Annotated in this window: 26 protein-coding genes; 5 read left to right on the top strand and 21 right to left on the bottom strand. The window is 69.8% G+C overall.

Annotated elements, in window-relative coordinates; translation table 11 throughout:
* Positions 1-27: 27 nt before the first annotated feature.
* Complete coding sequence (feaR, locus tag IG194_RS04415; protein WP_058490583.1) at positions 28-969, top strand: transcriptional regulator FeaR; 942 nt, start codon at positions 28-30, stop codon at positions 967-969.
* Between the two features lies 1 nt (position 970).
* Here the strand turns inward: feaR and IG194_RS04410 are convergent, their stop codons facing one another.
* From IG194_RS04410 to IG194_RS04315, 20 genes are all read right to left on the bottom strand, one after another.
* Positions 971-1,309 (bottom strand): hypothetical protein, encoded by a 339-nt coding sequence (locus tag IG194_RS04410; protein WP_009621654.1) that lies wholly within the window; start codon positions 1,307-1,309, stop codon positions 971-973.
* Between the two features lie 137 nt (positions 1,310-1,446).
* Positions 1,447-2,559 carry a class II histone deacetylase gene (locus tag IG194_RS04405; protein WP_058490581.1) on the bottom strand — a complete coding sequence of 371 codons (1,113 nt, stop codon included), beginning with the start codon at positions 2,557-2,559 and terminating at the stop codon, positions 1,447-1,449.
* Between the two features lie 22 nt (positions 2,560-2,581).
* The gene (locus IG194_RS04400; protein WP_058490579.1) at positions 2,582-3,736 is read right to left on the bottom strand and encodes an MFS transporter; all 1,155 of its coding nucleotides are present in this window, start codon (positions 3,734-3,736) and stop codon (positions 2,582-2,584) included.
* A gap of 10 nt (positions 3,737-3,746) precedes the next feature.
* Positions 3,747-4,616: a transporter gene (locus IG194_RS04395; protein ID WP_058490577.1), complete on the bottom strand. Its 870-nt coding sequence runs from the start codon at positions 4,614-4,616 to the stop codon at positions 3,747-3,749.
* Positions 4,617-4,721: 105 nt separating this feature from the next.
* The gene (locus tag IG194_RS04390) at positions 4,722-5,708 is read right to left on the bottom strand and encodes a response regulator transcription factor (RefSeq protein ID WP_043314774.1); all 987 of its coding nucleotides are present in this window, start codon (positions 5,706-5,708) and stop codon (positions 4,722-4,724) included.
* A gap of 144 nt (positions 5,709-5,852) precedes the next feature.
* Positions 5,853-6,620 carry an SDR family oxidoreductase gene (locus IG194_RS04385; RefSeq protein ID WP_058490575.1) on the bottom strand — a complete coding sequence of 256 codons (768 nt, stop codon included), beginning with the start codon at positions 6,618-6,620 and terminating at the stop codon, positions 5,853-5,855.
* On the bottom strand, positions 6,617-7,411 hold the full coding sequence (locus IG194_RS04380; RefSeq protein WP_058490573.1) for an SDR family NAD(P)-dependent oxidoreductase: 795 nt from the start codon (positions 7,409-7,411) through the stop codon (positions 6,617-6,619). The genes IG194_RS04385 and IG194_RS04380 overlap by 4 nt, the downstream gene beginning before the upstream one ends.
* Positions 7,408-8,223 (bottom strand): molybdenum cofactor biosynthesis F family protein, encoded by an 816-nt coding sequence (locus tag IG194_RS04375; protein WP_058490571.1) that lies wholly within the window; start codon positions 8,221-8,223, stop codon positions 7,408-7,410. The genes IG194_RS04380 and IG194_RS04375 overlap by 4 nt, the downstream gene beginning before the upstream one ends.
* A gap of 58 nt (positions 8,224-8,281) precedes the next feature.
* Positions 8,282-8,950 carry a helix-turn-helix transcriptional regulator gene (locus IG194_RS04370; RefSeq protein WP_058490569.1) on the bottom strand — a complete coding sequence of 223 codons (669 nt, stop codon included), beginning with the start codon at positions 8,948-8,950 and terminating at the stop codon, positions 8,282-8,284.
* A 250-nt stretch (positions 8,951-9,200) separates the two neighbouring features.
* Entirely contained in the window at positions 9,201-9,566 is a 366-nt protein-coding gene (locus IG194_RS04365; protein WP_058490567.1) for a cupin domain-containing protein, read from the bottom strand.
* Between the two features lie 35 nt (positions 9,567-9,601).
* On the bottom strand, positions 9,602-10,900 hold the full coding sequence (locus tag IG194_RS04360; protein WP_058490565.1) for an NAD(P)/FAD-dependent oxidoreductase: 1,299 nt from the start codon (positions 10,898-10,900) through the stop codon (positions 9,602-9,604).
* 131 nt (positions 10,901-11,031) lie between these two features.
* Entirely contained in the window at positions 11,032-11,472 is a 441-nt protein-coding gene (locus IG194_RS04355; RefSeq protein WP_064987636.1) for a GlcG/HbpS family heme-binding protein, read from the bottom strand.
* Positions 11,473-11,613: 141 nt separating this feature from the next.
* Positions 11,614-12,420: a 4-hydroxy-2-oxoheptanedioate aldolase gene (gene hpaI, locus IG194_RS04350; RefSeq protein WP_058073131.1), complete on the bottom strand. Its 807-nt coding sequence runs from the start codon at positions 12,418-12,420 to the stop codon at positions 11,614-11,616.
* A gap of 111 nt (positions 12,421-12,531) precedes the next feature.
* On the bottom strand, positions 12,532-13,335 hold the full coding sequence (gene hpaH / locus IG194_RS04345) for a 2-oxo-hept-4-ene-1,7-dioate hydratase (RefSeq protein WP_009621671.1): 804 nt from the start codon (positions 13,333-13,335) through the stop codon (positions 12,532-12,534).
* Positions 13,336-13,347: 12 nt separating this feature from the next.
* Complete coding sequence (locus tag IG194_RS04340) at positions 13,348-14,652, bottom strand: MFS transporter (protein WP_058490563.1); 1,305 nt, start codon at positions 14,650-14,652, stop codon at positions 13,348-13,350.
* Between the two features lie 43 nt (positions 14,653-14,695).
* The gene (locus IG194_RS04335) at positions 14,696-15,088 is read right to left on the bottom strand and encodes a 5-carboxymethyl-2-hydroxymuconate Delta-isomerase (protein ID WP_043270789.1); all 393 of its coding nucleotides are present in this window, start codon (positions 15,086-15,088) and stop codon (positions 14,696-14,698) included.
* Positions 15,089-15,098: 10 nt separating this feature from the next.
* Entirely contained in the window at positions 15,099-16,022 is a 924-nt protein-coding gene (gene hpaD / locus IG194_RS04330; RefSeq protein ID WP_058490561.1) for a 3,4-dihydroxyphenylacetate 2,3-dioxygenase, read from the bottom strand.
* Between the two features lie 112 nt (positions 16,023-16,134).
* The gene (gene hpaE, locus IG194_RS04325; RefSeq protein WP_058490559.1) at positions 16,135-17,595 is read right to left on the bottom strand and encodes a 5-carboxymethyl-2-hydroxymuconate semialdehyde dehydrogenase; all 1,461 of its coding nucleotides are present in this window, start codon (positions 17,593-17,595) and stop codon (positions 16,135-16,137) included.
* A 19-nt stretch (positions 17,596-17,614) separates the two neighbouring features.
* Entirely contained in the window at positions 17,615-18,385 is a 771-nt protein-coding gene (locus IG194_RS04320; protein ID WP_058490557.1) for a fumarylacetoacetate hydrolase family protein, read from the bottom strand.
* Position 18,386: 1 nt separating this feature from the next.
* Positions 18,387-19,052: a fumarylacetoacetate hydrolase family protein gene (locus tag IG194_RS04315; RefSeq protein WP_058491065.1), complete on the bottom strand. Its 666-nt coding sequence runs from the start codon at positions 19,050-19,052 to the stop codon at positions 18,387-18,389.
* A 274-nt stretch (positions 19,053-19,326) separates the two neighbouring features.
* Here IG194_RS04315 and hpaR point away from each other — a divergent pair, with 274 nt between their 5' ends.
* From hpaR to IG194_RS04300, 3 genes are all read left to right on the top strand, one after another.
* Complete coding sequence (gene hpaR, locus IG194_RS04310) at positions 19,327-19,749, top strand: homoprotocatechuate degradation operon regulator HpaR (protein WP_043270783.1); 423 nt, start codon at positions 19,327-19,329, stop codon at positions 19,747-19,749.
* A 72-nt stretch (positions 19,750-19,821) separates the two neighbouring features.
* A complete protein-coding gene (gene hpaA / locus IG194_RS04305; protein ID WP_009621686.1) occupies positions 19,822-20,736 on the top strand; it encodes a 4-hydroxyphenylacetate catabolism regulatory protein HpaA in 915 nt (304 codons plus the stop codon).
* A 410-nt stretch (positions 20,737-21,146) separates the two neighbouring features.
* Positions 21,147-22,352 carry a Bcr/CflA family multidrug efflux MFS transporter gene (locus IG194_RS04300; protein ID WP_058490555.1) on the top strand — a complete coding sequence of 402 codons (1,206 nt, stop codon included), beginning with the start codon at positions 21,147-21,149 and terminating at the stop codon, positions 22,350-22,352.
* Position 22,353: 1 nt separating this feature from the next.
* Here the strand turns inward: IG194_RS04300 and IG194_RS04295 are convergent, their stop codons facing one another.
* Entirely contained in the window at positions 22,354-23,583 is a 1,230-nt protein-coding gene (locus IG194_RS04295) for an MFS transporter (protein ID WP_058490553.1), read from the bottom strand.
* 301 nt (positions 23,584-23,884) lie between these two features.
* On the opposite strand from IG194_RS04295, the gene IG194_RS04290 reads away from it, so the two are divergent.
* Positions 23,885-25,054, top strand: a complete 1,170-nt coding sequence (locus tag IG194_RS04290) for a p-hydroxyphenylacetate 3-hydroxylase oxygenase component (RefSeq protein ID WP_009621689.1) — start codon at positions 23,885-23,887, stop codon at positions 25,052-25,054.
* The last annotated feature ends 38 nt before the right edge of the window (positions 25,055-25,092 follow it).

Raw genomic sequence — 25,092 nt, 5'->3', positions numbered from 1 at the left:
CAACAACGCCACCCCACGGAGGTGCGTATGCAAGCCCATCATGCCGCCCAGGTCGGGCTGGAAGGCTGGAGCGCGGCGCTGCGCTCCATCTGCGGTCAGTTCGAGACGCAGCTGGCCTTCAGCCGTTCGCTGTTCATCGGCGAGATCCACGCGCAATCGCACTCCGGCCTGACCATGGCGCACCTGCGCACCAATGCCGGGCTGATCGCCCGCAAGCGCCTCAATGCGGACCAGGACGACGACCGCCACTGCTTCCTGATCAGCCAGCGCAGCGGCTTCTCCCAGGTCAGCCAGAACGGCGTGGACATCCAACTGGCCCCCGGCGAGCTGCTGCTGATGGATTCGGTGGGCAGCTGCGAGATCACCCCCTTCGGCCTCATCGAGCACGCCTCCCTGCACCTGCCGCGCGCGGCGCTGGACAAGGTGCTGCCCGGGCACAGCAAGTTCGGCAAGGTCTCCGCCGCCTGCGCCAGCGGGCGCATGTTGCACCTGCTGGTGGACCAGCTGTGCCGCGAGTCCGGCTCGAACCCCGCCGGCGCCGAAAGCGAGGCCCTGGAGAACGCCTTCATCGCGCTCCTGCCCACGGCCCTCGGCAGCCACGGCGAGGCGCCCGGCAGCGAGGCGCTGCAGGGCGGCAACCTGCGCAGCTACGTGCAGAAGGTCATCGACGAATCCCTCACCCAGCCGGGCCTGAACCCCCAGGGCCTGGCGCAGCGCCTGAACATCTCGGTGCGCCACCTGTACCGCCTGTTCGAGGAGCAGGGCGACAGCGTCTGCCGCTACATCCAGCGCGCGCGCCTGCAGCGCAGCGCCGACGACCTGGCCAACCCCATCCTGCGCGGCGAGTCGATCACCACCATCGCCTACAAATGGGGCTTCACCGACTCGGCGCACTTCAGCCGCGCCTTCAAGAAGCACTTCGAGCGCTCGCCCAAGGACTACCGGGCCAGCGCCCTGAGCGTGGCCTGAGTCAGAGCAGCTGGTCGATGAGCACGGCGTTGCTGTAGATCAGGCTGCCGTCGCTGGCGCGGTGGCCCACCAGGTGGAAGTGGCCGCGTTCCTCCTGGTCCAGGTAGACGCGCATCCGGCAGTCGGACAGCGGGCCGTAGCCCTCGGGCAGGTCCAGTTCCAGGGTGCTCATGTCGACGTCCACCCAGGCCTCGCGCTCGTGGGTGCGCTGCAGTTCTTCCTCGGCGTCTTCCAGGTGCCGGCGGTCGGTGCCGCTGAGGTAGAAGTGGATGTCCTCGATGGGCATGGACTTGGCGTCGGGGTCGGGCTTGTACCAACCTTCGATGGTCAGGGTGCTCATGGCGTGGCCTCCAGTTCTTCGTCGGCCGGCACGGATGCCCGGCCTTCTCCTGGATTGGACCACGGGTTCGCCGGGCTTTCTTCCACGCCTGGACAAACGGATCGGCGGCCGCCGCGGGTGCGCCGGCCGCCGATGGCTCAGGGCGCCAGTTGCCGCGCCAGGTCCCGCACGCGCTGGCGGAGGAAGGCCGCCACCTCGCTGCCCGGTTGCTGCAGGCCGAGGAATTCCAGCAGCGGGTCTTCCACCGCGGTGCGGATACCGCTCAGTTCCTCCAGCACCGCCAGGCCGCAGAAGGGCACGTAGGCTTCGGCGTAGCCGCCCTCGTGGACCAGCACCAGGCGCCCGTCGCAGAGCTGCTCGGCGGCCTCGCGCAGGCGCGCGGTCATGGCGCGGAACGAGCCGCTGTGCAGCAGCATGCGCGCCAGCGGGTCTACGGCGTTGGCGTCGTAGCCGCAGGCGACGATGATCAGTTGCGGGCGGAAGCGCCGCAGGGCCGGCAGGACGATTTCGTCCAGCGCCTGCAGGTAGGCGTCGTGGCCGCTGCCGGCGGGCAGCGGGACGTTCAGGTTGGCGCCCAGGCCGGCGCCGCGGCCGCGATCGGCGACGCCGCCGTAGCCGGGCGGGAAGCAGTTCTCCTGGTGCAGCGAGACGCTCAGCACGTCGCCGCGCTCCTCGTAGATGGCCTGGGTGCCGTTGCCGTGGTGCACGTCCCAGTCCACCACCGCCACCCGCTCGATGCCGTGCCGCGCCCTGGCCGCCTCGATGGCAATGGGGATGTTCGCCAGCATGCAGAAGCCCATGGCCTGGTCGGCCAGGCAGTGGTGGCCCGGCGGGCGCGACAGCGAGTAGGCGTTGTCCGCCTCGCCGCGCAGCACGCAGTCCACCGCGACCATGGCCATGCCGGCGGAGAGCCGGGCGATCTCGTAGCTGCCCGGGCCGATGGGCGCGTGGTCGCCCAGCTCGCCGCCGCCGGCGTCGCTCAGGGCCTTGAAGCGCTGCAGGTAGTGCTCCGGGTGGACGCGCAGCAGGTCCTGCTCGCTGGCCGGCTCGGCGCTGCGCAGGTCCAGCTGGCGGGTGAGGCCGGAAACGTCCATCAGGTTCTTCAGGCGCCGTTTGCTTTCCGGCGACTCGGCATGGCCGCCGCCGGCCGGCGGCTGCACCCAGCCGCCCACGGGCAGGAACAGGGCGTGCTGGCTGGCGCTGTGCCAGAGGCTCAGCTCATCGAAGAAGAATGCGGTGCGTCGGGTCATGGAAGGCTCCATTCATAGGTGTTCATAGGGGTTGCGCAGTGGCGGCCGCCGCGCGCGGGCGGCTGCCGAGGATCAGCGGCAGGGACAGCGCGGTGAGCGCGGCGGCGCCCAGCAGCAGGCCGTGGAAGCCGCCGTCGGCGCCGATCAACCGCCCGCCGAGGGCCGGGCCCAGAGCCAGGCCGGCGCCTATCACCAGGTTGCTCAGGCTCATCAGCCGGCCGCTGGCGTCCAGCTCGGCGAGGCAGGCGAGGATGAAGGGCAGGGCGTAGGTCCAGGTGAACTTGAAAAGCAGGGCGGCCAGGGCGAAGCGCGCCAGGCCCGGGGCGCCGAGCAGCAGGAGGATGGCCAGGGCCATCAGCGCGAAGCCGGCGGCCAACTGGCCCTCGCGGCGCCAGCGCTCGCCCGCCAGGCTGGCGCAGGTGGCGCCGGCGATGCCGGCCAGGGTGGCCACGGCCAGCACCTCGCCGCCGAGGGTGGCGGCCAGCCCGGCGCGTTCGCCGATGGCGCCGACGAAGGTCCAGACCGCGCTCAGGGCGATGTAGAAACCGAGCAGGCCGAGGATGGCGGCGGCGATCTTCCAGCGCGGCGCCTCGACGGTCCTGCGCGGGCCGGCGGCGGCCATGGCGCCGCTCGGCAGGGCGCGCACCAGCGGCAGCGCCAGCAGCATCAGCGCGGCCAGGGCCAGGTAGCCGGCGCCCAGGCCGTAGGCCTGGTACAGGCGCGGCAACACGGCCAGGCCGACGGCGCCGAGCACCAGTTGGCCCAGCACCCAGATGCCATAGGCGCGGCTGGGGTTGGGCATGCCGGCGGCGCAGGACAGGCAGAGGATCATCAGCGAGCCGCCGCAGAAGGCGCTGAGGGCGCGCAGCACGAGCAGCGCCTGGTAGCCGCCGGCGTTCGCCGAGGCCAGGTTGGCGAGGATGAAGCCCAGCGCCGCCAGCAGCCCGGCCAGGCGCCAGTCCACGCGCCTGAGCCAGAACAGCGAGGGCAGGGTGGCCAGGCTCATGGCGCCCAGCTCGACGGCGAACAGGTCGCCGATGCGCGCCGGCTCCAGGTGCATCTGGGCGGCCAACTGGCTGGCGATGGCCGGAGCGGTGAGCAGCACCGCGGGGGTGATGGCGGCGAACAGCACCACGGCCGCCAGCAGGGCCGGCGAGGGAATGCGCGGAACAGTCATGGCGGCGACCTCAGAAGGCGTGGACGAAGCGCAGCAGCAGGTTGTCCTGGGCATACGCGTTGGCGGTGGAGACATTGCGGGTGAGGCCGAGCAGCACCTGGTTGCGCTTGTCCAGCCAGTGGCCGACCTCGAAACCGGCCTGGGTGTAGCGCTGGTGGCTGTCGTCGATGTCGTGGCCGCCCAGGCGCAGGGCGCCGCCGTCGGCGGCGATCAGGCGCAGCGCGGCATAGGTGGCGGGGGTGAAGTCGTAGGAGGCGAAGGCCTGCAGGCGGTACAGCGGCTTCTGTTCGAGGGTGGCGCCGAGGTAGTCGTCGTTGTTGCCGTAGAGCTGGGCTTCGAGGTTGGCCTCCAGCACCCAGTTCTCGCCCACGCCGCGGGTGTAGTTGTAGTTCAGGTGCAGGGCCCAGCGGTTGGCGCCGGGCGACACGCCCGGGTCCTTGGCGTGGTATTCGCCCAGCGGCAGGCTGACCAGGGCCAGCAGGCCGCTGTAGGTGCGCGTCTGCGGCTCGTCGATGAAGAACAGCGTGCCGCCCACCTGCGGGTCGCCCACCCCGCGTTCGCGGCTGCGTTCGGCGGCGCCGGGGCCGCGCGCCTCGATGTCGGCGTAGGGCACGATGAACTGCGGCGTGCACAGGCGCCCGCAGATGTCGCTGAACCACAGCTGGCGATAGGCCAGGGCATTCACCTTGAGGTCGGCCTTGCCGCTGCTGTCCGCCGCGCCGTGGTAGTCGTCGGAGCGCGTCAGCGGCAGGTAGGTCACCCCCAGGCTGGTGCCCACGGGGGCGGAAAAGAAGTCGCGGGCGTTGAGGTCGGCGGCCTGGGCCGGGCTGAGGTACAGCGCGCCAAGGGCGCAGAGCGAAAGGCTTCGGTGCAGCTTCATGGTGGTTTTCTTCTTCTGTCGGTGAGGCGGGCGAAAGCCTCCCCTGGCGCCGCGCGCGGACGCGGCGTCGGGATGTGGAGGCGTTGGGGGAAATGCGGCCGGCTATCAGCCGGGCGGGTGGTGCAGCAGCTGGGCGATGCCGGCCTTGCCGTTGACGCCGAGCTTGCTGTAGATGCTGCGGATGTGGTGGCGCACGGTGTTCGGCGCCAGGCCCAGGTCGCGGGCGATTTCCTTATAGGTGCTGCCCAGGCCGAAGCGCTGCGCCACCTCGGCCTCGCGGGTGCTCAGGCGGGCCATGGCCGGGCACAGGCGGGCGCTGAGCAGCAGCAGGTCGTGCACGGCGGTGGCCTGCAGTTGCAGGTGCTGGCCGCTGTAGCCGGCGGCCGGGTCGACCTCTGCCGGCAGGCGCGGGCCGGTCCAGCGCGGCCATTCGCGCAGCAGCAGCTCGACGAAGCCGCGCTCGGCATAGTGCAGCAGGCCATGCCGGTCGCACACCGCCAGGGCCAGCGGGTTGGGCGCGTCCAGGCGCTCGCGCAGGGCCACCAGGGCGCGGATCTGGTTGGCCCCTTCGGCGGCCACCAGGTGCGGCATCATCTGGTCCACCAGGAAGCGCTCGCTGGCGTCGAAGGGGCGCGCGCCGGCGCGGCGGTACAGGCTCAGGTGCAGGCTGAGCTGGGTGCGCGGGTCGATGTGGATGATGCAGAGGAATTCGCCGAAGCCGTGGCGCTCGGCCAGCCAGCGCAGGCCGGGGGTGCAGTCGGCGGCGTGGGTGTCGATGCGCACCGAGTGGCCGGGCGTGGCGTAGACGCGCTTGACGGTGATGTCCTGGTGGCGGATTGCCTGCCAGTCCTCCAGGTAGCTGTCCGGCAGCCGGTAGAGGTGGCTGCTATGTTCCAGCGGCAGGCCGTCGACCAGGGCCGCGCGGCCCCACCAGGCCATGTCAAAGTCCAGCAACTGCTGCAGGCGGCCCATGGCGGCGGCGTGGAAGCCGGGCAGCGCGCATTCCTGGGCCAGGCGCTGGAGGTCCAGGACCAGGGCGTTGAATTCGCTGAAGCGCTGGGCGCCGAAGGACAGGTCGAGGGTGCTGCTCATGGGGTTCCCCTGCTGCGACTTTAGTTGTTGTTGTCAGTCATCAGTGAGCGGCCGGGTGTCGGGACGACAGGGCAGGGCCTGGGGCTGAGTATCCGCATCGCGGCGCGCGCGCACCATCCTGCAGATGCAGGATGGGCGGGTGGTTCAGGCCAGCGCGGCACTGCTTTCCGGGAGGGTGGCGCCGCCGTCCACCACCAGCGTCTGGCCGGTGATGTAGGCGGCGGCGTCGGAGGCGAGGAAGAGCATGGCGTTGGCGATGTCCGCCGGCTGGCCGAGGCGGCCCAGGGGGATGCCGGCGGCGATGCGCGCTTCCAGTGCTGCGTCGCCCAGGTTGGCCATGGCCGGGGTATGGATCATCCCCGGCTCCACGCCGTTGACGCGGATGTTGCGTGGCGCCAGTTCCAGCGCGGCGTTGCGGATGAAGCCGTTGACCCCGGCCTTGGACGCCGCGTAGTGGTTCAGCCCCGGGTAGGCCACCCGGTTGCCTGTGACCGAGGAGGTGGCCAGCACGCAGCCGCCGCCGCGCGCGGCGAATAGCGGCAGGGCGGCCTGGGTCAGCCAGAACAGCGCGCCCAGGTTCACCGCCAGGGTGCGTTGCAGCAGCTGTGGGGTGATGGCGGCGAAATCGGTCAGCGGGAAGTAGGCGGCGTTGTGCACCAGCACGTCCAGGCCATCGAGCCCGGCGAGGGCGGTGGCGATGGCCGGTGGATCGGCCAGGTCCACGGCCAGCGCCCGTACCTCGCGGCCCTGGTTGCGCAGTTCGCTGGCCAGGGCTGCGACGGCCTGCTCCTGGCGGTCGAGCAGCAGCAGCGAGGCGCCGGCTGTGGCGAAGCCCTCGGCGATGCGGCGGCCGATGCCCTGGGCCGCGCCGGTGACCAGCACGCGCCGGCCGCTGAAGTCGAAGCGCGTCATGGCTGGTTCTCCATGCGTTCGAAGGCGAGGGTGGGCAGGTCCACCACGCTGGCACCGCCGTCGGCCACCAGGCAGGCGCCGGTGACGATGGCCGCCGCCTCGCTGGTGAGGAACTGGCACAGCCCGGCGATCTCGTCTGCCGTGGCTGGGCGGCGCAGCGGCACCTCGGCGGTGGCCCGCGCGTAGGCGGCGTCCAGGCTTTCGCCATGGTGCTGCATCAATGGCTGCATCTCGGCGTCGGCCATGGGCGTGCGCACCCAGCCGGGGCACAGGGCGTTGACGCGCACACCGCGCGGGCCATAGTCCCGCGCCAGGGAGCGCATCAGCCCGAGCAGCGCGTGCTTGGCGACGGTGTAGCCGCACACGCCGGGCCCGGCCACCAGGGAAGCGATGGAGCCCACCAGCACCATGTTGCCGCGCCGTTCCAGCAGCGATGGCAGGCAGGCGCGGGCGCTGGCGAAGGCGCTGTCGAGGTTGCCGCGCAGGGCGTCGCGCCAGGCCTGGTCGCTGGTCTCGCCGGCCGCGCCCAGGCCGTGGCCGCCGGCGCAGGCGACCAGCACGTCGATGCCGCCGAAGGCCGCCTCGATGCGCTGCACGAAGCCCTGCCAGGTTTCGCCGTCGGCGGCGTCGCCGGCCAGCACCAGGCCGCCGCACCGGGCGGCGACCTGTTCCAGGGCCTCGCGGCGGCGGCCGATCAGCACCACCTTGTCGCCGGCTTCGGCGAAGCGCCGCGCGCAGGCCGCGCCTATGCCGGTGCCGGCGCCGGTGATGACGACGACGCGGCCGCTCACGGGTACACCGTGCGGTTGAGTTCGTCGCAGTAGGAGGCGACCGGGAAGTTGGACAGCTCGTCGAAGCCGCTGCCGGCGTAGCCGAAGATCTTGCCGTCGCTGCGATGCTGCTGCAGGTCGATCATCACCAGGCCGAGGGTGGGGACGATCTTCTCGCGCCAGACGAACAGGTACAGCTGCTCGGCGACCTTGTAGTAGTGGCAGCGGTCGGTGTCGCACAGCCCGGCCTCGACGCCGGCCAGGCACTGCCAGGTGTAGAAGCCGTCGTTCAGGTAGATGTGTTCGTAGACCTCGGTGGGGCTGTAGCGGTAGCGGTTGCGCAGGCCCACCAGTTCGCTGCTCGGCGCGTGCGGGCAGGCGCCTTGCTGCCAGGGGCGGTCGAGGCTGCCGTGGAGGATCTGCACCTGCACGCCGGTCAGTTCCTTGCCGGCCAGGGCGCGGGCGTAGAGGCCTTCGCCGGTCTCGGCTGCGCCGGGCAGCTGGCCGAGCACGGCGGTGAAGGACTGGCTGTGGCGGTCCAGCACCAGGCTGACCGACCAGGCCTGGCCGTCCTCGCGCTTGATGAAGTCGACCAGCACGATGCCGGGGCGCACCGAGGTGGCGCGGTAGGCCGCCTCGCCCGCGGAGTGGCCGTCGGCGGCGCGCCAGCGGGTGGTCTCGGCGTCGAACTGGTGCTCGATGCGCCAGCCGTTGGCGAAGTGCAGCTCCAGGCGCTGCCCGGCGAGGTCGGCCAGGCGCGGCAGGATGAAGGCCTCGGGGGCGAAACCCTCGGCGAGGGCGCCGACGGTGATCCAGTCGGAAGAAGCGGTCATGGGGGGACTCCTGTGTTGGTGGAGCCCCCATGCTGCGCGGCGGGGCGCACGGGGAACATCAACCGGATGGTTGACCCAGGAACAGCCGCGCCAGCAGCTCGGTGCGGCTGGCCACGCCGGCCTTGCGGAACAGGTGGATGAGGTGCGTCTTCACCGTGGCCAGGCCCAGGCCGAGCTGGCGCGCCAGGTCCTTGTTGCTGGCGCCGTCGCGCAGCAGCAGGGCGATCTCGCGTTCGCGCGGGGTGAGTTGGGCGAGGGCGTCGTGGCTGCGGGGCAGGGCCTGGGCGGCCAGCTCCAGCAGCCCCTGCAAGGCCCGCAGGCGGTCGAGTTCATCGCTGGAGAAGGGCGCTTCGCCAACGCGCCGTAGCAGCGAAAGCCCGGCCAGCGGGCGGCCGCGGTCGGCGGCGATGACTTCCACCACGTCGATCACCCCGTGCCGGCGCAGGAAGCCGTGGTAGCGCTCGCGCTGGTCGCCGGGCTGCTGCGCCATGCCCACCGCCAGCGGCACCACCGGCAGGCCGGTGGCCAGGCAGGCGCCGGGGCGCAGCGGGTCGAGGCGGTGGTAGTGGTCGAGGTAGTCGGCGTGCATCTGCCGGCCCATGCCGAGCAACTGGAAGTCGCAGGCCTGCAGGTCGGCGTCGATGCGGTAGAAGGCGGCGCGGGTGGCGGGGACCAGTTGGTGGAAGGCTTGCAGGCAGCGTTGGCCGATTTGTTCGGGGGTGGGCATGGGCTGGGTCCTGCGTGGGGGTGGGGGGAGGTACCTGAGGGTAGCTTGTTTTCCCTCTCCCTAACCCTCTCCCTGAAGGGAGAGGGGACCGTTGGGCAGGGTTGGATGTTCTGGCGTCAGCCGGCAACGCCAAATGTTTCCGGCTGAAACCAGGCCTCCTCTCGGCACGGGCTAGCTCCCTCTCCCTTCAGGGCGGGGCGCGCAGCCGAGGGTTGGGGAGAGGGTGCTCTTCAGGCTTCCGAACCAGCCCTCAAACCACCGCGTAGTAATGCTTCACGAACCCCTCCCCCAACACCTCCCAAAGCACCTGCGTGCCCTTGGTCACGAACCAGCTGTCCCCGGTCTTGTACAACTGGCTCTGCCCGGTGGCCTCGTCGGTCAGCCGTACCTCGCCGCTGACCACCGTGGCCTGTTCGTTGAAGGGATAGGTCATGCGGAACTTGCCGCCGGTGGTGCCGAAGTAGGCGGCGCTGACCGGGTCGGTGGGGGCGCCGGCGGTCATCTTGCCGAAGGCGCGGACCTCGCCTTCGAGGATTTCCGAGCCGAGGTCGGCCACGGTGCCCCAGGCGTCCAGTTGGTCGAGGGTGATGCCTTGCCTGATGGGGGTGAGTGCCATGTGCTTGCTCCTGTGCAAGTGAGTGGAAAGCGGGTTCAGCGGCGCCCGGACCAGTAGCCGGACACCTGGTGCCAGGTCTTGCCGGCGCTGAGCAGCAGCGGGCGGAACTGGTCCTTGCCGTGGACGCGGATGCGCCGCACCGAGCTGATCAGGTCGTAGCGCGCCGAGCCTTCGCTCATGCCCTCGGCCAGCACCTTGCAGATGATGTGGCTGGGGGTGACGCCGAAGCCGGAGTAGCCCTGCACGAAGAAGGCGTTGGGGCGGCCGGGCAGGGCGCCGATCTGCGGGAACAGGTTGGGGCTGCAGGCCATGGGGCCGCCCCAGGCCAGGTCGATCTTCACGTTTTCCAGGTAGGGGAAGATCTTCAGCATCAGCGCCCGGTTCCAGGCCTTGAGGTCGCGCGGGATGTGCTCGATGAAGGGCGTGGCGGCGCCGAACAGCAGGCGGTTCTCGCGGGTCACGCGGTAGTAGTCGATGACCGGGCGGATGTCGCTGTAGGCGCCGCGGATCGGGCTGATGCGCTGGATGAGTTCGTCCGACAGCGGCTCGGTCATCATCTGGAAGGCGTAGGTGTTGATGGTGCTCTTGTGCAGCTCCGGCTCCAGCTTGTTGAGGAAGCTGTCGCAGGCCCAGAGCAGCTTGCCGGCCTTCACCGAGCCCTTGGCGGTGCGCACGCTGATGCGCTCGCCGTAGGTCACGTCCAGCGCCGGGCTGTACTCGAAGATCTTCACCCCGTGGCTGGCCAGGGCCTTGGCCTCGCCGAGCAGCAGGTTGAGCGAGTGCACGTGGCCGCCGCCCATGTGCAGCAGGGCGCTGGAGTAGGCGTCGGAGCCGATGATCTGGCGCACTTCGGAGCCGTCCAGGTAGCGGATCTCGTGGGTGGAGTTCAGCGACTTGAACTCCTTCTCCCAGGCCCGCAGGGTCTTCGCCTGGCGGGCGTTGAAGCCCATGTAGCCGTAGCCGTGGCAGAAGTCGGCGTCGATGCCGTACTTCTGGATGCGGCCCTTGATGATGTCGGCGCCCAGGTCGCTGATCTCGAAGATCTGCCGCAGGCCGTCCTCGCCGACGTCTTTCCTGATCTTCTCCAGGTCGTGGCCGATGCCGGCCATGATCTGCCCGCCGTTGCGCCCGGTGCCGCCGAAGCCGAGGTAGCGCGCCTCCAGCACGACGATGTTGGCGATGCCCTTCTCGGCCAGCTCCAGGGCGGTGTTGATGCCGGAGAAGCCGCCGCCGATCACGACGACGTCGGCCTCCAGGTCCGCCTCCAGGGAGGGGAAGGACAGGTCGTATTTCTTGGTCGCGGTGTAGTAGGTGGGGGTCTCGATGTTGATCATGACTGCAGCCTGGAACCGGAGGGAAAAGGGCGCGGCCGCTGCCGCGCGGATGGCCCTATTAGGGGCCGCGGCGCCCATTCCTGTCTTGACCCTGGCTGCCCGGCCACTTGTCCGGGACTGACAGCGGCGGCTCAGTCGGCCAGCAGTTGGCGCACGCGCTCGACGGCGGCGCGGGCGCAGAGCATGTCCTGCGCTTCGGAGGCGCCGGAGACGCCGACCGCGCCGATGACCACCTCGCCCAGGCGCAGCGGCTCGCCGCCGCCGAACAGCACCAGCCCGGTCTGCAGCGGCAGGCCCTGGCGCACGGTGGGCGCGCTCTGTTCCAGGTAGGCCTGCCAGTCGCCGGTGGGTTTGTCGAAGGCGGCGGCGGTGCCGGCTTTCTTCAGGGCGATTTCGCGGCACGGCTGCGCGGCGCCGTCCATGTGCGCGGTGAGCACCGGCAGGCCGCTGGCGTCGACCAGCGCGATGCTGAGCCGCAGGCCCAGTTCCTCGGCGCGCGCGAGCGCGGCCTGCAGCGCCTGCTGGGCGAGGTTGAGGGTGAGGTGTGCCTGCTGGCGGACGAGTGCGGTCATCGAGGGGACTCCGAGTGGGAAGGTGGCGGGGCGGATCATGACCGAAAGGGGGCGGGGCTTTGCAAGGGCCAGGAAAATCCTTGCCTGGGCGCCGCCCGCCAGCCGCGCCTTCCCGCGCGGGCCTGGCGGGCGGCGGGGGCCTCAGTACACCGAGGGGGCGGACGGGGCCTGGGGCTGGGCGCCGCCCTTGAACTTGCCGGCCAGTTCGCGCAGCGAGCGCATCAGCAGGCTGGTGTCCACGCCCACGGCGACGAACTTCGCGCCCAGCTCCAGGTAGCGCCGCGCCAGCTTCTCGTCGGCGCTGAGGATGCCGGCGGCCTTGCCGGCGCGCTGGATACGGGCGATGGCGTCTTCGATGGCGGCCTGCACTTCCGGGTGCCCGGGGTTGCCGCGCTGGCCCATGGCCGCGCTGAGGTCGGCTGGGCCGATGAACACGCCGTCGACGCCGTCCACCGCGGCGATGGCGTCGAGGTTGGCCAGGCCTTCGAGGTTCTCCACCTGCACCAGCAGGCACATCTGCGCGTCGGCCTCGTCGAGGTAGCCGGGGATGCTGTTCCAGCGCGAGGCCCGGGCCAGGGCGCTGCCCACGCCGCGCACGCCGAACGGCGGGTAGCGCATGGCGCGCACCAGCTCACGGGCCTGCTCGGCGGAATCCACCATGGGCACCAGCAGCGTCTGCGCGCCTATGTCGAGCAGTTGCTTGATCAGCGCCGTGTCGCCGACCACCGGACGGATGATCGGCTGCACCGGGTAGGGCGCCACCGCCTGCAACTGGCCGAGCAGGCTGCGCAGGTCGTTGGGCGCGTGCTCGCCGTCGATCAGCAGCCAGTCGAAGCCGGCGTTGGCCGCCAGCTCGGCGCAGTAGGGATCGGCCAGGCCGAGCCAGAGGCCGATCTGGGCTTCGCCGGATTGCAGGCGTTGTTTGAAGGTATTGAAGGGGGGGGGCATGGGAGGTCCTTGGTGGAAGGCTGAAGCTGGAAGCTAGAAGCTAGAAGCTAGAAGCCGGAGCCGCTCTGACTTCCAGCTTCAGGCTTCCAGCTTCCAACTTCCAGCTCAAACTCATCCAAACCGGCAAGAAATACTGCCGAGCTGATCGTAATCGACGTGGAAGGTATCGCCGGGCGCCGCCGCCACCGGGCGGGTGAAGGAGCCGCCGAGGATCACCTGGCCGGGTTCCAGGGTGACGTCGTAGGGGGCCAGCTTGTTGGCCAGCCAGGCCACGCCCTTGGCCGGGTGGTTGAGCACCGCGGCGGAGACGCCGGATTCCTCGATCACGCCGTTGCGGTAGAGGATCGCCGGCACGCGGCGCAGGTCGATCTCGGTCGGGCGCACCGCGCGGCCGCCCATGACCACGCCGGCGTTGGCGGCGTTGTCGGAGATGGTGTCGAAGACCTTGCGGGTGACCTTGGTCTGCGGGTCCACCTGCTGGATGCGCGCGTCGATGATCTCCAGCGCCGGGATCACCCACTCGGTGGCCTCCAGCACGTCGAACAGGGTGACGTTCGGCCCCTTCAGCGGCTTGCCGAGGATGAACGCCAGCTCTACTTCCACCCGCGGCACGATGAAGCGCTCGAAGGGGATGTCGCTGCCTTCGTCGAAGAACATGTCGTCCAGCAGGGCGCCGTAGTCCGGCTCGGTGATGTTCGACGAGACCTGCATGGCCCGCGAGGTCAGGCCGATCTTGTGGCCCTTGAGCACGCGGCCATTGGCTATCTTCTGAGCCACCCAGGCGCGCTGGATGGCGTAGGCGTCCTCGATGGCGATGTCCGGGTAGTCGAGGGAGAACTGCCGCACCTGCTGGCGCGAACGCTCGGCGGCGTCGAGGCGGGCGGCGGCTTCCTGGATGAGGCTGGAGTCGAGCATGGCGATATCTCTTTAGCGGGGGTTGACCACGGCGGCCGGGGTGCGCAGGACCAGGGCGGCGCCGAGGGCGATGAGGATGGCCAGCAGGTACAGGGCCAGGCTGGAGCTGTGGGTGGTGTCGCGCATCCAGCCGATGAAGTAGGGCGCGGCGAAGGCGGCGATGCTGCCGAAGGAGCTGATCAGGGCGATGCCGGCGGCCTGGGCGCGGTCGGCGAGGAAGGCCGGCGGCAGTTGCCAGAACATCGGCAGCGCGGCGCTGGCGCCCATGCCGGCGAGCACCAGCCCGGCCAGCACCAGCCACGCGCTGCCTGGCGCGAGGCCCGTCAGGGCCAGGCCGGCGGCGGCCAGCAGCAGCGGCACGGCGAGGTGCCAGCGGCGCTCGCGGCGGCGGTCGGAGGAGCGCCCCAGGGCGATCATGAACACGCAGCCGGCGAGGTACGGCAGGGCGCTGAGCAGGCCGACGCGGCCGTCGGAGCCGATGCCGGCGCCGTGGATCAGGCTGGGCATCCAGAACGCCAGGGTGTTCACCGCCAGCATCACCGCGAAGTAGATGGCCACCAGCAGCCAGACCTGACGGTCGCGGAAGATGCCGGCGAGGGAGGTGATCTGCTTGCGCTGTTCCTCGCCCTGCATCTCTTCGCGCAGGCCGGCCTTCTGCTCGTCGCTGAGCCAGGTCACGCGTTCGAAGCTCTCCGGCAGGCGGCGCCAGACCAGCAGGCCGAGCAGCACCACTGGCAGGCCCTCGGCGAGGAACATCCACTGCCAGCCGCGCAGCCCGAGGAAGTCGTGGAAGCCCTCGAGGATGCCGCCGGACAGCGGCCCGCCGATCACCCCGGCCATGGGCACGGCGATGGCGAACAGCGCGGTGACGCCGGCGCGGCGGCGCGCCGGGAACCAGCGGTTGATGTAGACCAGGATGCCGGGGAAGAAGCCGGCCTCGGCCACCCCCAGCAGCAGGCGCAGGCTGTAGAAGCCGGCCGCGCTCTGCACCAGTAGCATGGCGGTGGACAGCAGGCCCCAGGTGACCATCAGGAAGGCGATCCAGCGGCGCGGGCCGACGCGCTCCAGCATCAGGTTGCTGGGCACGCCGAACAGCGCGTAGGCGACGAAGAACAGCCCGGCGCCCAGGCCGTAGACGGTGTCGCTGAAGTGCAGGTCGGCGCTCATCTGCAGCTTGGCGAAGCCGATGTTGATGCGGTCCAGGTGGGCGAAGACGTAGCAGATCAGCAGCAGCGGCATCAGGCGCCAGACCACGCGGGCGTGGGTGGCGTCGCTGCCGGCGGGCAGGGTGGCGGAGGATAGGGTGGCGGTGCTCATGGTCTTGTCTTTGTTCTGCGAGTGGCCGGGGGCGCGGCGGGCTTCAGCCCGCCTGGCCGTTGAGGAAGGCGTGGACGTTGTTCTGCTTGTAGTTGAGCTCGGCGTTCAGCTCGCTCATCTCGAAGGACAACGCCAGCAGCCGGCGCGCCTGGAGGTCGGCGAAGTGCGCCTTGATCACCTCGAACAGCGCGTCGGCGACCTGCCTGCGGGTGGCCAGGTCGCGCCCGGCGCCCACCTTCAGGCTCATGTGGACGAAGGCGTAGTCGTGCGCGCCGTCGGCCATGCGCCAGGTGTCCAGGCGCACGGCGCGGCTGCGGATGCCGCCGAGCGGGAACACCCCGCTCGCGCCGAGGCAGGCGTGGACCTTCTCGAACAGGCCGGGCAGGTCGGCCTCGGCTTCGATGTTGTGCGTGTACTCGGCGATGAAGTGCGGCATGGCGGGCTCCTCAGAGGCGGCTGGCGGACGGGTTGCCGGCGGGGTTGGAGGCCTGGGCGGCGGGGATCGCCGAACCGTCCTGCGGGGTGACCGGGAACAGGGCGTTGATCTGCCCGGTGCCGGAGGAGCCGAAGTAGGGCGTGACCACCTCGGCCTTGCCGTCATAGTCCGACCAGCCCAGCGCGCCGAGGAGCATGGCGGTGTCGTGCATGAAGCCTTCGCCGTGGCCCTTGGCCGCGTACTCCGGGAGCATGCCGCAGAAGGCCTGCCAGTCGCCGCGCTGCCACATCCGCACCACCTCGTGGTCGAGGGTTTCCAGGAAGGGGCTCCAGACCTTGTCGGCGAATTCCGGAGCCTGGCCGTTCTGGGCGAAGCGGTGGGTCAGCGAGCCGCTGGCGAGGAAGGCCACGGTGCCGTCGTAGTGCTCTTCCACCGCCTTGCGCATGGCCCAGCCCAGGCGCGCGCTGTCGTTGAGGTAGTGCACGGTGCACAGCGCCGAGACCGAGACCACCTTGAAGTGCCGGTCGGCGTTCATGTAGCGCATCGGCACCAGGGTGCCGTACTCCGGGCCGAGGGTGGTGGCGTCGTGGGCCAGCACGTCCACGTCCATGGCGTTGCAGCCCTCGGCGAGGATGCGCCCCAGCTCCGGGTTGCCGGGGAACTCGTACTCCATGTTGGCGATGAAGTGCGGCAGCTCGTTGCTGGTGTACAGCCCCTGGAAGTGCGGCGCGCAGTTGATGTGGTAGCCGGCGTTGACCAGCCAGTGGGTGTCGAACACCACGATGGTGTCCACCCCCAGCTCACGGCAGCGGCGGCCGATTTCCTTGTGGCCGTCGATCGCCGCCTGGCGGCAACCCTGGCGCGGGCCGGGCAGTTCGGAGAGGTACAGCGAGGGAACGTGGGTGATCTTGGCAGCCAGAGCGAGTTTGCCCATGGTGGTTCTCCTGGTGCGGGGCGCCTGCGCTGGGGCGCCCGGATTCTTGTGATTGTGGCTGCACGCCGGCGATGCAGGCGGCCTGGGCGGCCGCTCTCATCGGGCCGCCTTTTTACACGCCCCAGCGGGGGATGTGGTGGCTGCCCATGGAAATGCACACGTTCTTGATCTCGGCGAAGACCTCGAAGCTGTACTCGCCGCCCTCGCGGCCGGTGCCCGAGCCCTTCACCCCGCCGAACGGCTGGCGCAGGTCGCGCACGTTCTGGCTGTTGATGAATACCATGCCGGCCTCGATGCCGCGCGCCAGGCGGTGGGCCTTGCCGATGTCCTGGGTCCAGATGTAGGAGGCCAGGCCGTATTCGGTGTCGTTGGCCAGGCGCAGGGCCTCGGCCTCGTCCTTGAACTTCAGCAGGCAGACCACCGGGCCGAAGATTTCTTCCTGGGCGATGCGCATGCGGTTGTCCACGTCGGCGAACACCGTGGGCTGCACGAACTGCCCGCGGGCCAGGTGCGCCGGCAGGTTGGCCGGGCGCTCCAGGCCGCCGGCGACCAGGCGCGCGCCTTCTTCCATGCCGATGCGGATGTAGCCGGTGACCTTGTCGTAGTGCTGCTGGGTGATCATCGAGCCGACCTGGGTCTTCGCATCCTGCGGGTCGCCGACGATCAGGCGCTTGGCGCGGGCGGCGAACTCTTCGACGAAACGCTCGTACACGCTCTCCTGGATGAAGATACGGCTGCCGGCGGTGCAGCGCTCACCGTTCAGCGAGAAGATGGTGAAGAGCGCGGCGTCCAGGGCGCGGTCCAGGTCGGCGTCGTCGAAGATCAGCACCGGCGACTTGCCGCCCAGCTCCATGGAGTACTTCTTCAGGCCGGCGGTCTGCATGATCTTCCGGCCGGTGGCGGTGCCGCCGGTGAAGGAGATGGCGCGCACGTCGGGGTGGCGCACCAGGGCGTCGCCGGCGGTGGCGCCATAGCCCTGCACCACGTTGAGCACGCCCGGCGGGATGCCGGCTTCCAGGGCCAGGCGGCCCAGCTCGTTGGCGGTCAAGGGCGACAGTTCGCTCATCTTCAGCACCGCGGTGTTGCCCAGGGCTAGGCAGGGCGCGGTCTTCCAGGTGGCGGTCATGAACGGCACGTTCCACGGCGAGACCAGGCCGCACACCCCCACCGGCTGGTACAGGGTGTAGTTGAGCATCTGGTCGTCCACCGGGTAGCTGTGGCCGTCCATGCGCGTGCAGACCTCGGCGAAGAACTCGAAGTTGTGCGAGGCGCGCGGGATCAGCACGTTGCGCGTCTGGTGGATCGGCAGGCCGGTGTCGAGGGTTTCCAGCTCGGCGAGGTTGGGCACGTTCGCATCGATCAGCTCGCCCAGCTTGCGCATCAGCTTGGCGCGTTCCCTGGCCGGGGTGTTGGCCCATTTCGGGAAGGCTTCCCTGGCCGCGGCAACGGCCATGGCGATTTCCTCGGCGCCGCCGCTGGCGACCTCGGCGATCACTTCGGTGGTGGCCGGGTTGATGGTCTGGAAGACTTCTTTGCTCTCGACCTCGCGGCCGTTGATCCAGTGCTTGATCATGCTTGTATCTCTGTCTCGATTAGGAACGGGCGCGGTTCGCGAAGAACTCGGCCTCGCTGACGATGCGGTTGACCAGGCGGCCGACGCCTTCCACTTCCACCACCACTTCATCGCCCGGCACCACGTCGGCCAGGCCTTCCGGCGTGCCGGTGGCGATCATGTCGCCCGGCTGCAGGGTCATGAAGCTGGAGAAGTATTCGATCAGGTAGGGGATGTCGAAGATCATGTCCGCGGTGGTGCCTTCCTGCTTCAGCTCGCCGTTGACCCAGGTGCGCAGCTTCAGCTTCGACGGGTCGGCCACGTCGGTGGCGTCGACTATCCAGGGGCCGACCGGGGTGGTGGCGTCGCGGTTCTTCACCCGCAGGTTGGGGCGGTAGTAGTTTTCCAGGTAGTCGCGGATGGCGTAGTCGTTGCACACGGTGTAGCCGGCCAGGTAGGCGAGGGCGTCCTCGCGCCTGACGTTGCGCGCCGGCTTGCCGATCACCGCCACCAGCTCGCACTCATAGTGCATGTAGGCGACGTTGTCCGGGCGCCAGGTGACCTGGTTGTGGCCGGTGTAGGTGCCCCTGGACTTGATGAACGCCAGCGGCTCGGTGGGCGCCTTGAAGGCCAGTTCGGCGGCGTGGTCGGCGTAGTTCAGGCCGAGGGCGAACATGCTCCCTTCGGCCGGCGGCAGCCACTGCACCTCGTGCTCGCCGAGCAGGCGGCCATCGGCCAGGCGCACGGCGTTGTCGGCTTCCACGGTCACTGCGTGGATTTCGCCCTGGTAGCGGATGCGTGCGTGTTTCATCTCAGGCTTCCTCCGCCACGACGTGATTGACCAGGCGGCCGAGACCTTCGATCTCCACCACCACCTCGTCGCCCGGCTGCACGTCGACGCGGCCCTCGGGGGTGCCGGTGATGAGCACGTCGCCGGCGTGCAGGGTCATGAACTCGCTGATCTCGGCGATCAGTTTGGGAATGCTGCGCACCAGGTTGGCGGTGCTGTTCTGCTGGCGCACTTCGCCGTTGACCAGCAGGCGCAGCGGCAGGGCGTGCGGGTCGGCGATCTCGTCGCGGCCGACCACTTCGCTGCCCAGCGGGCAGAAGCCGTCGCGGCACTTGGCCTTGACCGCCGGGCGGTAGTAGCTGTCTTCCGGCAGGCTGAACTCGTTGACGATGACGTAGCCGGCCACATAGGCCATGGCCTCGTCCTCGCTGACGCGGCTGGCGTCGCGGCCGAGCACCACGCCCAGGGCCGGGCCCGGCTGCAGGCGCTCGACGCCGGCGGGGAAGACCACCGCCTGGCCGTCGCCGTTGCGGGTGTTCGGCGTCTTGATGAACAGCACCGGCTTGACCGGCGGCTTCTGGTAGGGCGGCTGCTGGAATTCCTCCAGCCGGCTGTGCAACAGGCCCTGGTAGTTCAGCGCGACGCCGAACAGGGTGCCCGTTGCGGCTTCGCTGATAGCGCGACGCATGGCTTCGTTCTCCTGCTTCACCCGGGCCGTGGATACCCAGGTATCGTTAACATCTTAGCGTTATAGTTAATATGTTAACTATGGTCAAGCCTCGTCCATCGGGCCTGGTTTCGCTACGGGCATTGGAGCAGGCGTGCCGGCGTGGGGATTGTCCGGCGCTGCCATGGCCTTGACCGACGCTGCCAGGGCGCCGCGCGGGTCGTCGCAGGGTTTGCCTATGCAGGGGCTATGCTGGTTAAAATCTTTCCTATTTTCAGTCGAGTAGCCCATCTACATGTCCACGCCGCGTCCGTCCCTGACCCTCACCCTGCTGCAGGCCCGCGAGGCCGCCATGGCTTTCTTCCGCCCCTCGCTCAACCAGCACGACCTGACCGAGCAGCAATGGCGCATCGTGCGCATCCTCCGCCAGCAGGGCGAGATGGAGATCTACCAGCTGGCGCAGCAGGCCTGCATCCTCAAGCCGAGCATGACCGGCGTGCTGGCGCGCATGGAGCGCGACGGCCTGGTGCGCCGCTGGAAGTCCGAGCACGACCAGCGCCGCGTGCTGGTGTGCCTGAGCGAGAAGGGCCAGCAGTGCTTCGTGGCCATGAGCGGCGACATGGAGAACAACTACCGGCGTATCCTCGAACAGTTCGGCGAGGACAAGCTGCAGCAATTGCTGGGGCTGCTGGACGAGCTGAAGAAGATCAAGCCCTGAGGCTCTTCGTGTAGGAGCGAGGGGGACGCCTGGTTCTAGCTCGCTCCTACAGTCCCACAGGCAGGTAACCCCATGGCCCGCGCGCCCATCCCCAACATCGACATCGGCCAGGTCTACGACCTGCGCTACAGCGATTCCGAGGTGCACTACGAGGAGTTGGGCAAGCTGGCCGACTTCTTCGGCCGCAACATGCCGGTGCACCGCCACGACCGCTTCTTCCAGGTGCACTACGTCAAAAGCGGCTCGGTGCGCGTGTACCTCGACGAGCAGCTCTACCACCGCCAGGGCCCGCTGTTCTTCCTCACCCCGCCGACCATCCCCCACGCCTTCGTCACCGAGAACGACGCCGACGGCCACGTGCTGACCGTGCGCCAGCAACTGCTCTGGCCGCTGCTGGCGCCGGAACAGGGCCTGGCCGCCGGGCCGGACATCGGCCCGGTGTGCGTGGCCTTCGATCAACTGGACGAGACCTTCGCCGGCGAGGTGGCGCGGGTGGACGGCCTGTTCGAGTTGCTGCGCGAGGAATTCCGCGGCGAACGCCCCGGCCGCGAGCTGGCCCTGGCCGACCTGGTGCGGCTGATCTTCGTCAGCCTGCTGCGCCTGTCGGCGCGTTCGCTCAAGGCGCAGCCGATGCGCCGCGAGGACCTGCGCCTGTTCCAGCGCTTCAACCAGCTGATCGAGCAGCACTACCCCGAGCACTGGCCGCTGACGGCCTACGCCGAGCGCATCGGCGTGACCGAGGCGCGGCTGAACGACATCTGCCGGCGCGTCGCCGGGCTGCCGTCCAAGCGCCTGGTCCACGAACGGCTGATGCAGGAGGCGCGGCGCCTGCTGCTGTTCAGCGGCAGCTCGGTGAACGAGATCTGCTACCAGCTGGGGTTCAAGGACCCGGCCTACTTCAGCCGCTTCTTCGCCCGCAACGCCGGGATGGCGCCGGGGGAGTACCGGCAGCGTAGGGCGGGTGACAAGGAAGAAGCCTGGCGGTAGGTGGGTGCTGCTGCTGCTGGCTTTTCGTAGGAGCGAGCTTGCTCGCGAACAGCGGTGTCAGGTTCGGCAACGGAGCGTAATCGAAGTCCGTAACCCTCTCCCCAGCCCTCTCCCTGAAGGGAGAGGGGGCTTGTCCGTGCCGAGAGGAGGCCTGGAGTCAGCCGGCGATCCCAGTGCTAGCCGGCTGACTCCAGAGCAGCAGCGTCTGCCCAACGGTCCCCTCTCCCTTCAGGGAGAGGGTTAGGGAGAGGGCGCTCTCAAACCCAGCCCCCCATAGCCACCGACGAACCCCGTTCGCGAGCAAGCTCGCTCCTACGAAAGGCATTCCGTTGCCCCGACAGAAAACCCGTGGCTTCCGGTCTTTTGGTTAACTTGTTAACTTTATACTCCGCTCTCACCCGGACCCTCCCATGCCCACCCCAGCCCACCCCCAGCGCCTGATCCTGCCCCTGGCCGCGCTGGTTGCCTTCGCGCCCCTGTCCATCGACACCTACCTCCCCAGCCTGCCGCTGATCGCCGCCGACCTGGCTGCCGGTGCCAGCGAGGTGCAACTGACCATCAGCCTGTTCCTCGCCGGCCTGTGCCTGGGCATGCTGTTCTACGGGCCGCTGTCGGACCGCTTCGGCCGTCGGCGCCTGCTGCTGGGCGGCATCTGCTTGTACCTGCTGGCCACCCTCGGCTGCCTGTTCGCCGGCACGGCTTCGGCGCTGGTCGCCTGGCGTTTCTTCCAGGCCCTGGGCGGGGCAGCGGCCTCGGTGCTGGCGCGGGCCATAGTGCGCGACCTGTTCCCCCTGCAGCAGTCGGCGCGGGTGCTTTCGCTGATGCACCTGGTGACCATGCTCGCCACCCTGGTGGCGCCGCTGCTGGGCAGCCTGCTGGCCCAGGCCGCCGGTTGGCGCGCGGTGTTCGCCGTGCTCTTCGCCTTTGCCGCGCTGTGCCTGCTCACGGCGCTGTGGCGGATTCCCGAGAGCCTGCCGGCGGCGCAGCGTGGGCAGTCGGTGGCGCAGGTGTTCCGCGCCTACGGGCGCATCCTCCTGCAGCCCAGGGCGCTGGGCTACATGCTGTGCATGGGCCTTTCGTTCGGCGGCATGTTCGCCTTCATCACCGCCTCGCCCTTCGTCTACATCGAGCATTTCGGCGTGTCCTCGCAGGCCTATGCCTGGCTGTTCAGCCTGAACATCGCCGGCATCATCCTGGCCACCAGCCTCAATGCGCGCCTGGTGGGGCGGTTCGGGCCGCAGCGGATGCTCGCCTGCGGCGCTGCCGTGGCTGCGCTGTCGGGGCTGCTGCTGTTGGTCTGCGGCTTCACCGGCTGGGGCGGGTTGCCGGCGCTGGTGCTGGGCGTGCTGCTCTACGTCAGCGTCACCGGCCTGCTCGGCGCCAACTGCGTGGCCAGCCTGCTGGCGCTGTTCCCGCGCGAGGCCGGGGCCGCCGCCGGGCTGGCGGTGACCGGGCAGTTCGCCCTGGGCACGGCGTGCAGCGCGCTGGTCGGCGCGCTTTCCGATGGCAGCCCATGGCCGATGTGCCTGGTGGTCGGCGGCGCCGGCATCGGCTGCCTGCTGGCCTTCCTCCTGGCCCGCCGGCACGCCCCGCAGCCCCTGGCGGAAGCGGCCTGAGCTAGGCCGGCTGCTGTTCCGTCCGCGCCGGGCGGCGCAGGCCCTGCCAGGCGCAGTAGGCCAGCAGCAGGGCGCCGGCCGCGGCCATCGCCCAGGGGCCGCCGTAGCGCGCCGCCAGCAGCCCGGCGATCAGGCCGCCGATGGCGTCGAAGCCGAAGCGGGTGGCGGTGTAGATCGACACCACGCGGCCGCGCAGCGCTTCCGGCGCGCTGCTCTGGATGACGATGTTGGTGCCGACGTTGTTCACCGTGACGCCGAAACCCAGCACCGCCATGGCCGCCAGCGACAGCGGCAGATCGCGGCTGAGGGCGAACGCCAGCAGCGCGCCGGCGCTGGCCAGGGCGGAGAGCAGGATGATCCGCGGCAGCCGCGCCGGGTCCTGGTGCTGGGCCAGGAACAGGCTCGACAGCAGCGAGCCGAAGCCGGCCGCGCCCCACAGCCAGCCGAGGGTGCGCGCATCGCCGGCGAAGACGTCGCGGGCGAACACCGGCAGCAGCGCCGCGTAGCTGGAGGCGGTGAGGTTGACCAGCAGCACGCCGAGCATCAGCCGGCGCACGCTCGGGGTGCGCAGGGCGTAGTCCAGGCCCTCGCGGAACACGCTGCCCATGCTGCCGCTGGCGCGCACCCCCGGCGCCAGGCGCACCCGCAGCAGGCCGGCCACCAGCGCCAGGTAGGACAGGGCGTTGAGGGCAAAGCACAGGCTTTCGCTGGTCAGCCCCAGCAGCAGCCCGGCCAGCGGCGGGCCGACGAAGCGCGAGCAGGTGAACAGCGAGGCGTTCAGCGCCAGGGCGTTGGGCAGGTCGGCGCGGTCGTCGACGAAGCGGCTGAGCAGCGACTGCCGCAGCGGCGTGTCGAAGGCGCTGAGCACGCCGAGCAGCGCCGACATGCCGACGATCAGCGCCGGGGTGATCAGCCCGCTGGCGGTCAGCCCGGCCAGGGCCGCGGCCTGCAGGGCCATCAGGCTCTGGCTGGCGAGCAGCAGGCGGCGCTTGTCGTGGCGGTCGATCCAGGCTCCGGCCAGGGGGCCGATGAACAGCTGCGGCAGCAGCGCCACGCAACTGGTGATGCCCAGCAGCGCCGCCGAGCCGGTCAGCCGGTAGACCAGCCAGGCCAGCGCCACCTGCTGGACCCAGGTGCCCAGGGTGGAGACCGCATGGCCGGCGAAGTACAGGCGGAAGTTGCGGTGGCGCAGCGCGCGCAGGCTGTTCGGCCAGGAACGGGAAGCGGACATCGGCGGCTCGCTCGGGCGGAGGGCGAATGAGGGAAGGGCGTCATGATAACGGAAAAATTCCGTCAGAACGTTCAGATGTTAACGAAAGCCGCGCGGCGCCTGGCCCGGCGCCGATTTCGCCGCTTCCAGGGGCCGCTAAATCCCATGAAAAGTGCAATCGAGTCCGCGGAAGTTGCATTCAAGGCGTTGCCGGGCGGCTCCCATAATCGGCCCTGCCACTCTCGCCACGAGAGCCCTGCCGCCCGTCGCCAAGCACTTCGCGACGGCGGCGCGCCTCCAATAACAATCAAGGGCCGCCAAGATGAAAAAGCCAAACCCCCTGCTCGAAGACCTGAAATCCGTCCTGCCCGCCATTGCCGCCAACGCCGCCAAGGCCGAACAGGCGCGCACCGCGCCCGCCGAGAACATCGCCCTGCTCAAGGGCATCGGCATGCACCGCGCCTTCCAGCCCAAGTGCTACGGCGGCATGGAAATCTCCCTGCCCGAGTTCGCCGACTGCGTGGTCGCCCTGGCCGGCGCCTGCGCCAGCACCGCCTGGGCCTTCAGCCTGCTGTGCACCCACAGCCACCAGCTGGCGATGTTCTCCAAGCAACTGCAGGACGAGGTCTGGGGCGAGAACCCCGATGCCACCGCCAGCAGCAGCATCGCGCCGTTCGGGCGCATCCAGGAGGTCGAGGGCGGCATCCTGTTCAACGGCGAGATGGGCTGGAGCAGCGGCAGCGACCACGCCGAATGGGCCATCCTCGGCTGCCGCCGGCAGAACGCCGAGGGCGAGCAGGTGTACTGCTTCGCCGTGCTGCCGCGCAGCGACTACGAGATTCGCGACGACTGGTACGCCGCCGGCATGAAGGGCAGCGGCACCAAGACCCTGGTGGTGAAGGACGCCTTCGTGCCCAACCACCGCATCCAGGCGGCCAAGGACATGATGGAAGGCCGCTCCGCCGGCTTCGGCCTGTACCCCTACAGCAAGATCTTCTACACCCCGTACCGCCCGTACTTCGCCAGCGGCTTCGCCTCCATCGGCCTGGGCATCGCCGAGCGCATGCTGGAAGCCTTCAAGGAGAAGACGCGCAACCGCGTGCGCGCCTACACCGGCGCCAGCGTCGGCACCGCCACCCCGGCGCTGATGCGCCTGGCCGAGTCCACCCACCAGGTGGCCGCCGCCCGCGCCTTCCTCGAGAAGACCTGGCAGGACCACGCCGAGCACGGCGAGCGCCACGAATACCCCAGCCGCGAGACCCTGGCCTTCTGGCGCACCAACCAGGCCTACGCGGTGAAGATGTGCATCCAGGCCGTGGACCGCCTGTTCGAGGCCGCCGGCGGCACCGCCTGGTTCGAGAGCAACGAGATGCAGCGGCTGTTCCGCGACTCGCACATGACCGGCGCCCACGCCTACACCGACTACGACGTCTGCGCGCAGATTCTCGGCCGCGAGCTGATGGGCCTGGAGCCGGACCCGAGCATGGTCTGAGCCACCACGCCCAGCCTGCTCTTCGTAGGAGCGAGCTT

This window comes from Pseudomonas sp. ADPe (genome assembly GCF_014843515.1).
In the GTDB taxonomy this organism is placed as follows: Bacteria; Pseudomonadota; Gammaproteobacteria; order Pseudomonadales; family Pseudomonadaceae; genus Pseudomonas; species Pseudomonas citronellolis.
This window is presented reverse-complemented; position numbering and strand designations above follow the sequence as displayed.

Excerpts from the sequence above, each read along its gene's own strand:
- IG194_RS04410 (WP_009621654.1), bottom strand. The coding sequence starts at position 1,309 with ATGAGCACCCTGACCATCGAAGGTTGGTACAAGCCCGACCCCGACGCC.
- IG194_RS04390 (WP_043314774.1), bottom strand. The coding sequence starts at position 5,708 with ATGAGCAGCACCCTCGACCTGTCCTTCGGCGCCCAGCGCTTCAGCGAA.
- IG194_RS04340 (WP_058490563.1), bottom strand. The coding sequence starts at position 14,652 with ATGAGCACCGCCACCCTATCCTCCGCCACCCTGCCCGCCGGCAGCGAC.
- IG194_RS04400 (WP_058490579.1), bottom strand. The coding sequence starts at position 3,736 with ATGACTGTTCCGCGCATTCCCTCGCCGGCCCTGCTGGCGGCCGTGGTG.
- hpaE (WP_058490559.1), bottom strand. The coding sequence starts at position 17,595 with ATGATCAAGCACTGGATCAACGGCCGCGAGGTCGAGAGCAAAGAAGTC.
- IG194_RS04385 (WP_058490575.1), bottom strand. The coding sequence starts at position 6,620 with ATGACGCGCTTCGACTTCAGCGGCCGGCGCGTGCTGGTCACCGGCGCG.
- IG194_RS04395 (WP_058490577.1), bottom strand. The coding sequence starts at position 4,616 with ATGAAGCTGCACCGAAGCCTTTCGCTCTGCGCCCTTGGCGCGCTGTAC.
- IG194_RS04365 (WP_058490567.1), bottom strand. The coding sequence starts at position 9,566 with ATGGCACTCACCCCCATCAGGCAAGGCATCACCCTCGACCAACTGGAC.
- hpaR (WP_043270783.1), top strand. The coding sequence starts at position 19,327 with ATGTCCACGCCGCGTCCGTCCCTGACCCTCACCCTGCTGCAGGCCCGC.
- IG194_RS04290 (WP_009621689.1), top strand. The coding sequence starts at position 23,885 with ATGAAAAAGCCAAACCCCCTGCTCGAAGACCTGAAATCCGTCCTGCCC.
- hpaI (WP_058073131.1), bottom strand. The coding sequence starts at position 12,420 with ATGCCCCCCCCCTTCAATACCTTCAAACAACGCCTGCAATCCGGCGAA.
- IG194_RS04360 (WP_058490565.1), bottom strand. The coding sequence starts at position 10,900 with ATGATCAACATCGAGACCCCCACCTACTACACCGCGACCAAGAAATAC.
- IG194_RS04300 (WP_058490555.1), top strand. The coding sequence starts at position 21,147 with ATGCCCACCCCAGCCCACCCCCAGCGCCTGATCCTGCCCCTGGCCGCG.
- IG194_RS04405 (WP_058490581.1), bottom strand. The coding sequence starts at position 2,559 with ATGACCCGACGCACCGCATTCTTCTTCGATGAGCTGAGCCTCTGGCAC.
- IG194_RS04370 (WP_058490569.1), bottom strand. The coding sequence starts at position 8,950 with ATGCCCACCCCCGAACAAATCGGCCAACGCTGCCTGCAAGCCTTCCAC.
- IG194_RS04355 (WP_064987636.1), bottom strand. The coding sequence starts at position 11,472 with ATGACCGCACTCGTCCGCCAGCAGGCACACCTCACCCTCAACCTCGCC.
- hpaA (WP_009621686.1), top strand. The coding sequence starts at position 19,822 with ATGGCCCGCGCGCCCATCCCCAACATCGACATCGGCCAGGTCTACGAC.
- IG194_RS04375 (WP_058490571.1), bottom strand. The coding sequence starts at position 8,223 with ATGACCGCTTCTTCCGACTGGATCACCGTCGGCGCCCTCGCCGAGGGT.
- feaR (WP_058490583.1), top strand. The coding sequence starts at position 28 with ATGCAAGCCCATCATGCCGCCCAGGTCGGGCTGGAAGGCTGGAGCGCG.
- hpaD (WP_058490561.1), bottom strand. The coding sequence starts at position 16,022 with ATGGGCAAACTCGCTCTGGCTGCCAAGATCACCCACGTTCCCTCGCTG.
- IG194_RS04315 (WP_058491065.1), bottom strand. The coding sequence starts at position 19,052 with ATGCGTCGCGCTATCAGCGAAGCCGCAACGGGCACCCTGTTCGGCGTC.
- IG194_RS04295 (WP_058490553.1), bottom strand. The coding sequence starts at position 23,583 with ATGTCCGCTTCCCGTTCCTGGCCGAACAGCCTGCGCGCGCTGCGCCAC.
- hpaH (WP_009621671.1), bottom strand. The coding sequence starts at position 13,335 with ATGCTCGACTCCAGCCTCATCCAGGAAGCCGCCGCCCGCCTCGACGCC.
- IG194_RS04335 (WP_043270789.1), bottom strand. The coding sequence starts at position 15,088 with ATGCCGCACTTCATCGCCGAGTACACGCACAACATCGAAGCCGAGGCC.
- IG194_RS04320 (WP_058490557.1), bottom strand. The coding sequence starts at position 18,385 with ATGAAACACGCACGCATCCGCTACCAGGGCGAAATCCACGCAGTGACC.